The following is a 13,804-nucleotide window of genomic DNA, read 5'->3' as shown; positions in this document are numbered from 1 at the left end:
TGAGAGACACCCCGTTTTGTCCTTAATGGATCCAGCTTAATGATAAAATCATCGCTTCGATTTCTTCTAGTTCCAACGATTCCCGATCTGCAGAATACGTCAATAGAACAAGCCGTTCTCCGTCTGAGTATGCATAAATCCGGATGAAGACGCCTTCTTCTTTTCCGTCTACAGCAAGAAGTGCTTCTTTAGATGAGTTCCGACGTGCTTCGAGTGGTCCCGTCAGTTCGATTCCAAACTCTTCCACCAATAAATTGATTTCCTGTTCCGCTGCTTCAAAAGGTGTGAGTTCTTCTGCATCCGACTCATAGATGGATAATTGTAATGTCCCCATCGCATTTTCTTCTGTCGAATAAAAACTGACGAATGTTTCTTCTTCTTGATATTCAAACGTTTTTGGATATTGCAGTGTAATCCAATTATCGACCGTGTACTGTTTCATATGATTTCCTCCATTCGATTTATCTCGTCAAAATGTATGCCTGTCACGGCCAGTTGCTGGAAACACCGTGCTAGCGTATCCGAGAGGAAAATACGTTCCGTACGTTCATCCCGTAAGATGTGGTGGGGACCAAGCGATGTACTGATGATTCGCTCCGTCATGAAGTAGACTTGTTTTTTCCGAAGCGTGCGGAAAATCTCCGTCTTATGTAGATGTTCCACCCGTCTTACCGCTAGAATATTGATGAGATAGTAATTGACGAGTCCCGTTCGTGTCTTCAATTGGACACGGAGACATTGGACGGAAAACGGTGTCAGCCGTTCCAACATCTGTTTCATCCGTTCAGATACTAATGGGATCCTCAATTCGTTCGGAAGCACGTCCGGTAGCATATCTGCATCCTGTTCGATTGAAAAGGCAAGTAAGCTTGCGTTCAGAAACCACTCTCCTGTCGTGAAGCGATAACGATCGATTTGATGGTGACATGTCGCCATCCATCCTTTTCCCATCAGCTGTTCGCTCCAAACTCGAACTTTGTTCACCAGTCATTCGCTCCTCTTTCCATCCTCAGCCACTCACTTTCGTTACAGGAAGCCCATGTAAACGATTTAGCTCTTATTATTGTACACATAAAATCAAAAGAATTACCTTTTTTCATAAAAGTTATGGAAATAAACGCTTTGCTATGCTACTATATTTCATGTAGCAACTCTTGCGGGTGTAGTTTAGTGGTAAAACCTCAGCCTTCCAAGCTGATGATGAGAGTTCGATTCTCTTCACCCGCTCCAATTTATGACATAACATAGGTCACGACACATAGGTCAATGACTTTTATGCCTTCGAGGGCAGACGGCTTGCAACTTGCAAGTCGTCTTTTTTGTTTTCTCCAGGATACATTTCCCCTGCTTTCGGGTATAGTTCGATATAAAACGTTACATCCCGAAAAGAGGAGGACTCTCATGATTCAAATGAAGATGCCTGGTGTCACGGTCTACCAAAGTACATTAATGAAAACGACCTCGACTTTGATTGAGACTCCCGATTGTCTGATCGTCGTTGATCCGGGTTGGTTACCGGATGAGATCGCAACGATCCGTCGTGATGTGGAAATCATCCGGCACGATCGGCCTCTCTATATCGTGTATACGCATGCTCATTTTGATCATATTCTAGGAGCTTACGCTTTTAAAGATGCCATTGCGATTGCTTCCCGTCGTTTCGTGGATGTCGATCGGACAACAGCGCTTGAGGAAGTGCAGAACTTTAATGACGAATACTACATCGAGTCTCCCGTTCTGTTTCCGGATATCACACATGTCATCGAAGAATCCGAAACGACATTGACAATCGGTAAAACCAAACTGATTTTTTTCCTGACTCCCGGTCATGAATCAACCCATTTGTCTTTTGTTGTCATGCCGCTTCATCTCCTTGTCTGTGGTGACTATGCCTCCGACGTCGAAATTCCTTTAATCGAACATGATTCGAGTGAATACTTAACGACCCTTGAATTACTCGAATCCTTTATTTATGAATATGAGGTAAAGTTACTTATTCCCGGACACGGTCATATTTGTGATGTTCGCACAGAAATGATTGAACGGCTTCATTTGAGTTATGACTATATCTTGGCCTTACGTGCACACAAGGAGTCCGACTGGTCGCCGTCTTGGCAGCGGACATCCTTCATGGGACGTCTGCACGAGAAAAACAAACGCCAGATTACCAAAGAACAGACCGAGCAACTCGCCCGGCGTCAATACGATTAAAAAAAAGACAGGCTGTTGTTTCCATAAAGGAACAGAGCCTGTCTTTTCTGTTAATCCATTACTCCAATCAGTTCAATCATTAAAGCTTTTTGCGCATGAAGGCGGTTTTCCGCCTGATCAAATACGAGGGAGTGACTGCCGTCAATGACTTCCGCTGTCACTTCTTCCCCGCGGTGCGCCGGAAGACAATGCAGGAAAATCACATCCGCTGCTGCTGACGACAACAACGTTTGATTCACTTGATATCCTTCGAATGCCTTGAGACGTGCTTCTGACTCCTCTTCCTGACCCATACTGGCGAATACATCACTGTAAATGACATCGGCACCGGCAACCGCTTGAACAGGATCCGTATACTGTTCAATCTGTCCTCCGGATTGTTGTGCCAGCATCTTCGCCTGATTAATAATCGTTTGATCCGGTGCATAATCAGCCGGACTACAAATTCGAACGGTCATTCCACTTAATGCGCCGCCTAACAGCAATGAATGGGCCATGTTGTTTCCGTCCCCGATATAAGCCAATACCTTTCCTTTCCGTTGACCAAAATGCTCCTCAATCGTCAGTAAATCAGCCAACACCTGACACGGGTGATGAAGGTCGGTCAATCCGTTGATGATCGGAATCGTTCCGTGCGCCGCCAACGTCTCGACCGTTTCATGTGCAAATGTCCGAATCATCAAGGCGTCGACATAACGGCTCATGACTTGAATCGTATCGCTGAGGGACTCTCCGCGACCGATCTGCATATCTGATCCGTTTAAGACGACCGGATATCCTCCCAATTCGACGACACCGACTTCAAAAGAAATCCGTGTCCGCGTCGATGCTTTTTCAAACAGCAACGCGACTTTTTTTCCGGCAAGTGTTTGGGCATACGTTGCCGGAGAAGCTTTAACGTCTTTCGCCAGTTCCAACAGATCGGTCAGACCTTCTGCTGTCAGTTCTTCCAGTGTCAGCAAATGTTTTAATCGTTGTGTGGTCGTCATTGGATTCGCTCCTTTTGTGTCGTCCATTCGGATAATGGCTTAACGGTACACATCGGTATCGTTTGGACGGATTCGAAGTATTGGGCAAGATGTTCTTCAGTAATGACAATCGCTCCTTGGGCCAGCGCTTTTTCCCGTTGTCCCCGTTCTGATTCTGATTTCGAGAAGAACACAAGACACGTATCAAACTCGGTATCCGGCTTAACTGCCGCTCCTTCTGACCACGCGTCTGTTCCCGCTCCACAGATTCGAAGCGTTCGCTTGGACATCGCTGTTTTTGTCGTCTGGTCGAAGACGAACCGTTCTTTGGCAAGTCCCGCTTCCGTCCACTGCAATGTTTCCCCGGTCGAACGCATGACAGGACCTGTCATCGGATCGACACCACGCAACTTCAGCGTCGAGAATACCGGTGTCTTGACCGCATGGAACGGTAACGTCAACCGGGTTGCCGGCAAGGCTTCAACCTTCATTCCGATGGCGGCTTGAACCGCCCACTCGAGCAACGGTTGTCCCGTCACCTTTGAGACAATCGGCAAGGTACGCGAAGCCCGTGGATTAATTTCGAGAACATAGACGGTTTGATCTTTTACGACGAACTGGATGTTGAAGGCACCTTGATAATCCAGATGTTGACCGATTGTTTGCGCAATCCGTTCGATTTCATCCTGTAAGCTTGCCGGAGCTGAGACAGGCGGCAAAATCATCGTGGAGTCGCCGGAGTGAACACCGGCGGCTTCGATTTGTTCCATGATGACCGGTACGTAGGTCGTCGTCTTGTCTGAAATACAATCGACTTCGAACTCGTGTCCTTCGATATAGGCATCCACCAAAATCGGAAACGCCATTTCCGGCAATAGTTTTTCTAAATCGGTTGCTGTCGTTAATCGGTGCATCCCTTTTCCACCAATGACGTACGATGGACGGATCATCAGCGGATACCCCAATTCCTTGACGATCGCCGTCAATTCTTCTTCGTTCGATACTTCCTGGCCCGGTATGCGGTCAATCTGAAGTCGATCCAAGAATTGATAAAAACGATCACGGTCTTCCATCTCGTCAATCGTGTCGGCCGTCGTTCCTAACAGCTGATATCCTAATTGTTCAAGTTCCGCAGCCAGTGTAATGGCTGTCTGTCCACCAAACTGGACAAGCACCTGCCGGCATTGTTCTGCTTCCAGTACATGAACAACATCTTCAATCGTCAGCGGTTCAACGTAAAGACGGTCCGCCACTTCAAAGTCGGTCGAAACGGTTTCTGGATTGTTGTTGATCATGATGGTTTCATAACCGGCTTTCTGTAAAGCACGAACAGCATGAACCGAACAATAATCGAATTCAATTCCCTGACCGATCCGGATTGGTCCGGCGCCGAGAACCGCTACCTTTTTCCGACTGGACGGAGTCACTTCCGTTCGGCCGGACCAACTGCCGTAAAAATACGGCGTCAGACTTGAAAATTCCGCTCCACAAGTGTCAATCATTTGAAAACTCGGTTGAATTAAAAAAGTATTCCGTTGCTGTTGCACGACTTCAAGTGGAACGTCGGTAATCTGTGCGATCTGCTGGTCTGTAAATCCGAAGCGTTTTGCCTGTTGTAGCGACTCTTTGGATTCCAGATCCAACGTTTCCTGCATCAAAATCAATGTCTCGAGCGTCGTGATGAACAAGGACTGAATCTGCGTTTTTTCAGCCAGTTCTTCGTGCGTCGCTGCTTTTCGGTCGAGCAATGCCAGCATGGCCGATAACCGGCGATCCGTGATTTGATTGACTTCATGCCACAAGACCTCCGTTTCAGCCTGCTTCATCCAATTCGGATATAACGGCGCTTGTTCGATTCCGGCGCCGCGCCACGCTTTTTGCAAGGCTTCCTCGAGTGTCTTGCCCATCGCCATGCTCTCGCCGGTCGCCTTCATCTGTGTACCGAGCGACCGGTCACTTCCCGGAAAAAGATCAAACGGGAAACAAGGCACTTTAGCCGTGACATAATCCAGGACCGGTTCGAAACTGGCCATCGTTTCCTTCGTCACCGGATTGATGCAGTCATCAAGACGCTCACCGAGCGCAAGACGGGTCGCTAATTTTGCAATCGGATATCCCGTCGCCTTAGAAGCTAAAGCAGAAGACCGACTGACGCGGGGGTTGACCTCAATGACATAGTAGGTCTGTTCTGTCGGATGGATTGCAAATTGAATATTACAGCCACCGACGACACCAAGCGCAGAAACGATTTCCCGCGAAGCCGTCCGCAAGATTTGATTCATTTTGTCAGAGATCGATTGAATCGGTGCAAAGACGACAGAATCTCCCGTATGCACGCCGACCGGGTCGATATTTTCCATATTGCAGACGATGATTGTCGTATCAAAGGCATCCCGCATCACCTCGTACTCGACTTCCTTATAACCAGCAATGCTGGCTTCGACGAGACATTGTGAAATCGGACTGGCCTGAAGTCCATTCGCTGCAAGTTTGCGGGCTTCTTCTTTTGTTTGAGCAATCCCGCCACCGGTTCCGCCGAGCGTAAACGCCGGACGGACAACAAGCGGGACGCCCGCTTTTTCCATGAACCCTTCCAGTTCCTCCAACGTCTCGATCGTTTGACTGATCGGGAGCGGTTGATCCAGTTCCAGCATCCGCTGTTTAAACCGTTCACGGTCTTCCCCGTCCCGGATCGTTTCAAGGGATGTCCCGAGCAGTTTGACTTGATACTGATCCAGTACTCCTGCTTCTTCCAACGACAGTGCCAGATTCAAGGCGGTTTGTCCGCCGACTGTTGCCAGTAAATGGGTCGGGCGTTCACGTTTGATAATGGCCGTCGCTTTTTCAAGCGTCATTGCTTCGATATAGATATGGTCCGCTGTTGAGGGATCCGTCATGATCGTAGCCGGATTCGAATTCATCAACATGACCTCGCATCCCGCTTCCCGAAGTGTCTGACATGCCTGTGTGCCCGAGTAATCAAATTCCGCTGCTTGACCAATCACGATTGGGCCTGATCCGATGACCAGGACTTTTTTAGCTTCCTGCATATGCTACCTCCTGCTTTAAGATGCCCGCTACGAATTGATCGAATATCACCATCGCCTCCAGTGGACCGGGATGAGCTTCCGGGTGAAACTGAACCGTCAAAATAGGATGCGTCGGATGAAGCAGTCCTTCAATCGAGCCGTCATTGATATGTTCATAAGCGACGTTCAGTTCAGATTTTTGAACGCTGTCCGCTTGAACGACATAACCATGATTTTGTGAAGTCATGAAGACACGTCCGGTTTTCAACTGACGGACCGGATGATTTGCCCCACGGTGACCATGGTGTTGCTTTTCGATTCGACATCCGAAGGCTTTGGCAATCAGTTGATGCCCCATGCAGATGCCAAGCGTCGGATAGGCAAGTGCCAGTTTCTTGATTTCTGGAATCAAGTGATCGAGTTGGCTCGGATCTCCGGGTCCATTCGAAAAAAGTAACCCGTCAGGCTTTAATTTATCGATGACTGTTTTCGGTGTATCGAACGGCACGACCGTCACTTTCATCTGGCGCTCCTGCAAGGCTTCAATCATCGATTTTTTCACCCCGTAATCGAGACACACGATATGTCCGCCCTCGTCATCGGTTGGATAAACCTCCGGCTGTTTGGTCGAGACGGTGGCAATCAAGTTCGACTGTTCCTGAACAGATGACGTCTCGTTTGTGAGGATACCGATCTGATCCCCCTGATTGCGTAAATGATGGACCAATGCCCGTGTATCGACTTGGGTCAAAACCGGGATATCCGATGCGGCCAACCAATCCGCCAAGTCTGACCGTAATCCGTTGTTCGCTAATGTCTGAACGACTACACCGGATACTTGAATCTGACGGCTTTCTGAATCCTGTTCTGAAATTCCGTATTGTCCAATGAGCGGGTAGGTAAAAACGATGATTTGTCCCCGGTAGGAAGGATCGGTCAATACTTCTTGATAACCGGTCATTCCCGTGAAAAATACAACTTCTCCTTGAACGGACGAGGAACCAAGCAATTCACCTGGATATACATGTCCATCCGCTAATGTTAATGCCCCTGTTCCTTTCACATCATGACCTCCTGTTGACATACTGTTTTGATTTTTTCGACCGCGAGATCAAGCTCTTGTTCCGTGACGAACAATGAAGGTAACAATCGAATGACATTCGGTCCCGCGCTGACGACGAGCATTCCGGCTTGTTGCAACGCTGTAATCAGGGATGAGACCGGTTCATGAAATTCAATTCCGATCATCAGTCCGCGTCCCCGCACATCAACAACCATCGTCTCCGGCAATTGCTTCAGTTGTTGCATCAAATAAAGTCCTTTTTGTTGGACTTGTTTCATTTGTTGCTCGTTTAGCAAGACGTCCAGTGTCGCTTCTGCCGCTGCCATCGCCAACGGATTTCCTCCGAACGTCGATCCGTGGGTACCCGGTGTGAAAACAGTCGTCGCTTCCGGTGTCGTAATGATGGCTCCGACCGGGAATCCGCTTCCGAGACCTTTTGCCACGGTAATGATATCCGGCTTTAACGGCGTTTGCTCAAAGGCGAAACGCGATCCGGTTCTTCCGATTCCTGTCTGGACTTCATCGATGACTACTTTCACATCATACTGTCGAGCTTTCTCCATCAACGCTTCCAACCAGGCGTTTTCCGCTACGATGACACCGCCTTCTCCCTGAATCACTTCAAGCCAAACGGCAGCCGTCTGGTTCGTTATCATTTCAAGGCTGTCAAAATCGTTAAAGGTCAGATGCTTGAAATCCGGAACCATTTCTCCGAACCCGGCTTTAATCTTGTCTTGACCTGTGGCTCCCATCATGGCAAAGGTTCTTCCGTGAAACGACTGACTAAACGTCAGGATTTCTTTTTTCTGTGTCCATTTCCGAATCAGCTTAAATGCCCCTTCATTCGCTTCCGTCCCGCTGTTACAAAAGAAGACATGGCTCAAATGACTGTTTTCCGTCAACATCGCGGCAACACGCTCCTGTTTACTGCTCATGAATAAATTAGACGTATGCCATAATTTTTGAAGTTGTTCTTGTAACGCCTGTTCCACATGCGGATGTCGATGACCGGTGTTGCAGACGGCAATTCCCATCACGAAATCCAGATAGTTTTTGCCTGCCTTGTCTTGTACGAACGATCCGTTCCCTTCAACCAATTCAATGTCATGACGTAAATACGTCGGTAGTAAAGCGCTCATTGGTTTCCTCCTTGATCCGTGTCCCCCGGCTCGTCACGTCTTGTCCTGAACGAATCTTAACCCGGTTTATTCCTTGTCGGACGGCTTCGATGACGGCTTCAACTTTCGGAATCATGCCTCCGTTGATTTCCGTTGATTCGATTCCCTCCTCCAGTTCCGCGACCGTCACTTCTGACTGGAAGGTGCCATTCAGCCGGACACCGGATACATCCGTCAGTAGTTCGAATTCATCGACAGCGAGTCCTTTCGCTACAGCAATCGCACAGGTGTCCCCATTACAATTCAACGTCCCTTCCGTCCCTGTAATCAGAGAGGTGACGACAGGAAGGAATCCCGATGCCATCAATGTCGTAAATAATTTTGAATCCACCCGTGTGACGTGTCCGACTGCCCCGAAAGCCGGTTGCTGCTTTCCCCGAATACTGGCTCCGTCAATTCCCGTCAAGCCGATTGCCGGCAGCCCGTTTTCATTCAGTGCATAGACGATTTTTGATTGCACTTCTCCTCCAAGCACCCGTTCCGCTCCCAGCAGAACCTGCTCTGTCGTCACCCGGATCCCGTTGTTGAATTCCGCTTTAATATTCATGTCCCGGCAATAGGCCGATAAAGCCGGTCCACCACCGTGGAGGATGATCAATTCATTTTTCTCAGCAAGCCACTGACTCCATTCTTCGTAATAACGCGGGTCCAGCTGTTCGAAGACACTTCCGCCCAATTTGATCAATTTACGTTTTGTCATGTCCGGTAACTCGCATTGATTTTGATATAGTCATACGTCAAGTCACAACCGAAAGCATGACCGCTGGCAGGTCCTTGATTTAAATTGACTTCGATTTCCACAACCTCTTGCGCCAGTTCACGGGAAGCCAACGATTCGTCGAATAAAACCGGCATGCTGTGACGCAGAACCCACTGGGAACCGATCCGGATATCAATTTGTCCGACATCAATCGGTTCATCGATACTGCCGACCGCTGCGATGATTCGGCCCCAGTTCGCATCTTCACCGAAAATCGCTGTTTTCACGAGGGAAGACCCCACAATCTGTTTGGCAATTTTCCGGGCAGTCCATTCGTTCGCCGTACCATGTACGTTGACTTCAATCAGCTTCGTCGCCCCTTCTCCGTCACGTGCAATTTGCTTCGCTAAATCTTGGCATACTTCCTCAACCGCTTGTTGGAACTGCCCGATTTCGTCCGTCTCCGGTTGAAGCGGCTCTGCTTGTGCGGCTCCGCTTGCAAGAATCATCACCATGTCATTCGTCGAACTGTCACCGTCGACGGTGATGCAGTTAAACGTCCGGTTGACTGCAGACTTCAAGATGTCCTGTAATAACGGCGAAGGAATTGAGGCATCAGTCGTTAAAAAACCGAGCATCGTCGCCATATTCGGATGAATCATGCCCGAACCTTTGGCCACTCCGCAGACTGAAACCAACTCGCCGTTTAACCAGATTTGACGTCCAGCCGTCTTCGTACCGGTATCGGTCGTTAAAATCGCCAGGGCAAAATCATCGGCTTGTTCTTCACCTTCATCCGGCTGCAACTGCTCAATTCCTTGAAGTAACGTATCGATTGCGAGCGGCTGTCCGATGATGCCGGTCGAAGCGATGACAACATGTTCCTGTGCCAATTGAAACTGATCGGCAACGGCTTGTTGGGAGGCATAGGCATGTTCGAGTCCGAGCTGACCTGTACAGGCATTGGCATTCCCGCTGTTGACTAAAACGGCATGGACTTTTCCACCCGATGTCGCCATTGCCTGTTTCGTTACGGTAATCGGTGCAGCCTGGACCTGATTGGTCGTGTAAACCGCTGCCGCATCGGCACCCGCTTCACATAATAAAAGTGCTAAATCTTTCCGTTTGCGTCTGAGCCCGACATGAACTCCCGTCGCCTTGAATCCTTTTGGTGTCGTCACGGTCAATGGTGATGTCAGTTGTATATTTAACATAGTTATGGTCCCCTCTATATAAAGAATGGCTGTTGTGTCAGACCTAGTGTTTCTGGATATCCGCCAATGACATTGGCATTTTGAATCGCTTGTCCTGCTGCGCCTTTTTGCATGTTATCCAGCACGGATATGACCGTCAGTCTTCCCGTACGTGTATCCAGATAGACCGAAATGTCACAATAGTTGCTTCCGGCTGCCGATTTGATTTCCGGATCCGTTTGTCCGACACGGATAAAGGATTCCTGTTTATATTTTTCAATGAACCATGTCCGCCACTCTGCTTCCGTTTTTTCAACGAGGGGCTGTAACGTCATCGTCGCCATGATGCCACGGTTAAGTGGAACGAGATACGTCGCAAGTGACACGATGATTTTTTGTCCTGTGATGTCTTCAGCAATCGATTCGATTTCCGGAATATGTTGATGTTGGTTCATTTTGTACAATCGGACATTTTCGCTTGATCGAACGTGGTGTGTTTGTTCCGTCAATGTTTTTCCTGCTCCCGACAAGCCGGAGCTCGCATGAATGATGATTTGCGACGGATCAATCACCCGCTCTTCTAATAGCGGTAATAATCCGAGTAAGACAGCCGTGGCATAACAACCCGGATTGGCAATTAAACGACTGTCCTTGATTTGCTCCCGCTTCCATTCCGTCAGTCCGTAGGTTGCTTTTTTCTGGAGAACCGCATCGACGCCTTCATGGGGATACCATTTTTCATACAATGATTTTTCAAGACGCAAGTCTCCGCTCAAATCGATGACCGTCCCTTTCCAGTCATCCAGCTGTTTCAGATACTTCGTGGAAACTCCACTCGGCGTCGCTAAAAATAAAAGATCTGTTTCAACCGCTTCAATCTGTTCCAGTGAAAATGCTGTCAGTACAGGAAATTGTTTATTATTCATGAAACTGTATAAATCATTCATTTCCTGATTGGTTTGCGAATCGCTGATCAATGAGACGATTTCCAAATGAGGATGTAATTCAATCAGGCGTATCAGCTCAATCGCAGCATATCCGGTCGCACCTACAATCGTACATTTCATCGTCGAAACCCCTTTGTCCTTAAATGATAACTCGATTTAAACATATGTATATTTATACTGTCAAATGAATTTTTATTTATTTTAAACATAAAAAAAAGGCTTTGATCAATGACATCTCATTAGATGTGACTGATCAAAGCCTTTTTTTATCCGAAATGAAATTATCTTTTTTCCGCACGTTGAGCGACCATGTGATCAATTCCGTAAACACTGGCTCCCATTAACGCAATGACTACGACAAAAATTGCAGTAAACATATGTATCTCCTCCTGTTCACAAAATCGACATCTCTTATTTCCTATTGTGCAAGATTTCCGTCGAAAAAGAAAGCGTTTACGACAAATTTTCGTCACATTTTCTATTTATCCTGTCATTTAGAGCGGAATCCAGATAGTTGACGAATGAATTCATATCCTTTAACATAACAACTGTTCTTCACTTTACTTTCGCACGTAAAAGCAAACAAGCATAAACGCAACATAGAACTTAAGGAGGTGGAAGCATGCGTATGTCTTTTCGTGAATCCGCAGCTGTCCTAGGAATTAGTATCATTATCTTATTATCCGTCATATTCGGTGCCAAAGCCGAACCGCATCTCGCTATATTATCCAGTTTGATTTTTGTCGTCGCCTATGCCGCTGTCCGCGGTTTCCGTTATGAACAACTGGAACAACATATGATTAACGGAATTCGTGAAGCCATCAAACCGATCTTAATCATGCTGCTTGTCGGTATGACAATTGCCGTCTGGATGATGAGCGGAGCTGTTCCGACACTCCTTCATTACGGACTTGAAACACTTTCTGCAACGTGGTTCGCACCAAGCGCTTTAATCATTACGATGGTCGTTTCGACGTTTACCGGGAGTTCCTTTACAACGATCGGAACGGTCGGTGTTGCTTTGATGGGAATCGCAGTCGCACTTGGTGTTAATCCAGCCCTTGCCGCAGGTGCCATCATCAGCGGTGCCTGTTTCGGAGATAAGATGTCCCCTTTATCCGATACAACGAATTTTGCACCGGGAATCATCAATGTCTCGGTCTTTGATCATATTCGTTTTATGATGGGAACAACAATTCCTGCCATTACGATCACGTTCATTCTGTTCTTCATCTTTGGACGGGGAGACGGTTCGATTGATTCACAAACTATTGTGTCCACCCAACAGGAATTAACACGTCTGTTTAATCTCTCACCATGGACATTGCTGTCACCGTTACTCGTAATGATTCTTGCATTACGTAAAACACCCGTCGTTCCGACTCTGATCGTCGGCGTCCTGAGCGGTCTCCTGTTAACTGGATTAACACAAGGCAACTGGAACATCGGACAATGGATGAGCGTCATCCAAAACGGATTAAAGATTGAAACAGCCAATGACACGGTTGCAAGCATCGTCAGCAAAGGCGGTCTCCAGTCGATGATGTGGTCCGTTTCACTCGTCATGCTTGCTCTAGCTTTCGGCGGTGTCCTTCGTGGAATTGGCGTCATCGATGTCATCATCGAAAACACGGTTTCAAAATTAAAACGGGACGGTAGCATCATCTCATCGGCTGCACTCGCTTCAATCGGCGTCAACTTCATGGCCGGTGAACAATACTTGTCTATCCTGTTACCCGGTCAAGCGTTTAAACAGATCTTTAAAGACCGTTCGATTGATCCGCGCTTTCTCTCACGGGCTCTGGAAGACGGCGGAACTCTTGTGAATCCGTTGATTCCTTGGGGGGTATCCGGTGCGTTCTTCGCTTCAACACTCGGTGTCCCGGTTACTGCATATGTCCCATTTGCCTTTTTCTTGTTACTGTCGCCTTTCTTCACTTTTGTTTTTGCTTTTACCCGTCCTACCAAACAAGCTGCAAAAGATTTGGCAGCTTAACCGATGGCTTTCCTTAAGCAGAACTGAAAAATCAGTTCTGCTTTTTTCTTGAAAATCATTCGAAAATATATTCCTTTTCACTTTGTTTGACAAATATTGTACAGAATTCAGCAATTACAAATAAACATGTGTAAATTCAAAAGGAAATGGGAATATACCAAACATAAGATTAAAAAATTACAGCGAATTATAAAAAGAGAAACTTGCACCTGACCCTAAGGATGCGTTCGATGTAATTTTGTAGGAGGAGTTCGATTATGATCAAACGTGGCACACTGGAACGGCTTGATGGCAAATATGCTGTTCTTCTCTGGGAGAATGGTTCAAGTTTCATCCCACGCCGCTATTTGCCTACTGAAGCAAGGCTTGGTGATACAATATTATTCGACGGATCAAATTACTCAATTGATGCAACTAACTCTACCCAGTCTTCCTTTCAAACGTTTTCGTTTCGGCAAATGGGTTGACACTTAAAAAGCCACCTGACCGCTTAAAATGACTAACAGACATATTGTCTCG

The 13,804-nt window shown here is 47.3% G+C and carries 12 protein-coding genes and 1 tRNA gene; 4 read left to right on the top strand and 9 right to left on the bottom strand.

Annotated elements, in window-relative coordinates; genetic code table 11:
• Positions 1 to 22 precede the first annotated feature (22 nt).
• Positions 23 to 442: a hypothetical protein gene (locus R7V76_RS08595; RefSeq protein ID WP_214767353.1), complete on the bottom strand. Its 420-nt coding sequence runs from the start codon at positions 440 to 442 to the stop codon at positions 23 to 25.
• Positions 439 to 984 carry an imm11 family protein gene (locus R7V76_RS08590; RefSeq protein ID WP_261966374.1) on the bottom strand — a complete coding sequence of 182 codons (546 nt, stop codon included), beginning with the start codon at positions 982 to 984 and terminating at the stop codon, positions 439 to 441. The genes R7V76_RS08595 and R7V76_RS08590 overlap by 4 nt, the downstream gene beginning before the upstream one ends.
• A 172-nt stretch (positions 985 to 1,156) precedes the next feature.
• On the opposite strand from R7V76_RS08590, the gene R7V76_RS08585 reads away from it, so the two are divergent.
• Positions 1,157 to 1,230 (top strand) — tRNA-Gly (locus tag R7V76_RS08585).
• A gap of 171 nt (positions 1,231 to 1,401) precedes the next feature.
• Positions 1,402 to 2,211, top strand: a complete 810-nt coding sequence (locus tag R7V76_RS08580; protein ID WP_318092065.1) for an MBL fold metallo-hydrolase — start codon at positions 1,402 to 1,404, stop codon at positions 2,209 to 2,211.
• A 50-nt stretch (positions 2,212 to 2,261) separates the two neighbouring features.
• Here the strand turns inward: R7V76_RS08580 and argF are convergent, their stop codons facing one another.
• The 7 genes from argF to argC are packed head-to-tail and all read right to left on the bottom strand — an operon-like array spanning position 2,262 to position 11,409.
• Positions 2,262 to 3,200: an ornithine carbamoyltransferase gene (gene argF, locus R7V76_RS08575; RefSeq protein WP_318092063.1), complete on the bottom strand. Its 939-nt coding sequence runs from the start codon at positions 3,198 to 3,200 to the stop codon at positions 2,262 to 2,264.
• A complete protein-coding gene (gene carB / locus R7V76_RS08570; protein WP_318092061.1) occupies positions 3,197 to 6,229 on the bottom strand; it encodes a carbamoyl-phosphate synthase (glutamine-hydrolyzing) large subunit in 3,033 nt (1,010 codons plus the stop codon). The genes argF and carB overlap by 4 nt, the downstream gene beginning before the upstream one ends.
• Positions 6,216 to 7,271, bottom strand: coding sequence for a carbamoyl phosphate synthase small subunit (locus R7V76_RS08565; RefSeq protein ID WP_318092059.1), 1,056 nt, complete (start codon positions 7,269 to 7,271; stop codon positions 6,216 to 6,218). Before R7V76_RS08565 ends, carB begins: the two co-directional genes overlap by 14 nt.
• The gene (locus tag R7V76_RS08560; RefSeq protein WP_318092058.1) at positions 7,268 to 8,410 is read right to left on the bottom strand and encodes an acetylornithine transaminase; all 1,143 of its coding nucleotides are present in this window, start codon (positions 8,408 to 8,410) and stop codon (positions 7,268 to 7,270) included. The genes R7V76_RS08565 and R7V76_RS08560 overlap by 4 nt, the downstream gene beginning before the upstream one ends.
• Positions 8,376 to 9,149, bottom strand: coding sequence for an acetylglutamate kinase (argB, locus tag R7V76_RS08555; RefSeq protein WP_318092057.1), 774 nt, complete (start codon positions 9,147 to 9,149; stop codon positions 8,376 to 8,378). Before argB ends, R7V76_RS08560 begins: the two co-directional genes overlap by 35 nt.
• Positions 9,146 to 10,363 (bottom strand): bifunctional glutamate N-acetyltransferase/amino-acid acetyltransferase ArgJ, encoded by a 1,218-nt coding sequence (argJ, locus tag R7V76_RS08550; protein WP_318092056.1) that lies wholly within the window; start codon positions 10,361 to 10,363, stop codon positions 9,146 to 9,148. Before argJ ends, argB begins: the two co-directional genes overlap by 4 nt.
• A gap of 14 nt (positions 10,364 to 10,377) precedes the next feature.
• Positions 10,378 to 11,409, bottom strand: a complete 1,032-nt coding sequence (argC, locus tag R7V76_RS08545) for an N-acetyl-gamma-glutamyl-phosphate reductase (protein WP_318092055.1) — start codon at positions 11,407 to 11,409, stop codon at positions 10,378 to 10,380.
• 502 nt (positions 11,410 to 11,911) lie between these two features.
• On the opposite strand from argC, the gene nhaC reads away from it, so the two are divergent.
• Together nhaC and R7V76_RS08535 are read left to right on the top strand one after the other, a co-directional pair.
• Positions 11,912 to 13,285, top strand: a complete 1,374-nt coding sequence (gene nhaC / locus R7V76_RS08540) for a Na+/H+ antiporter NhaC (RefSeq protein WP_318092054.1) — start codon at positions 11,912 to 11,914, stop codon at positions 13,283 to 13,285.
• A 257-nt stretch (positions 13,286 to 13,542) separates the two neighbouring features.
• The gene (locus tag R7V76_RS08535) at positions 13,543 to 13,752 is read left to right on the top strand and encodes a DUF3006 domain-containing protein (protein WP_012369470.1); all 210 of its coding nucleotides are present in this window, start codon (positions 13,543 to 13,545) and stop codon (positions 13,750 to 13,752) included.
• Positions 13,753 to 13,804 lie beyond the last annotated feature (52 nt).

The sequence above is a fragment of the Exiguobacterium artemiae genome (assembly GCF_033342815.1).
Classification (GTDB): Bacteria; Bacillota; Bacilli; order Exiguobacteriales; family Exiguobacteriaceae; genus Exiguobacterium_A; species Exiguobacterium_A artemiae_A.
This window is presented reverse-complemented; position numbering and strand designations above follow the sequence as displayed.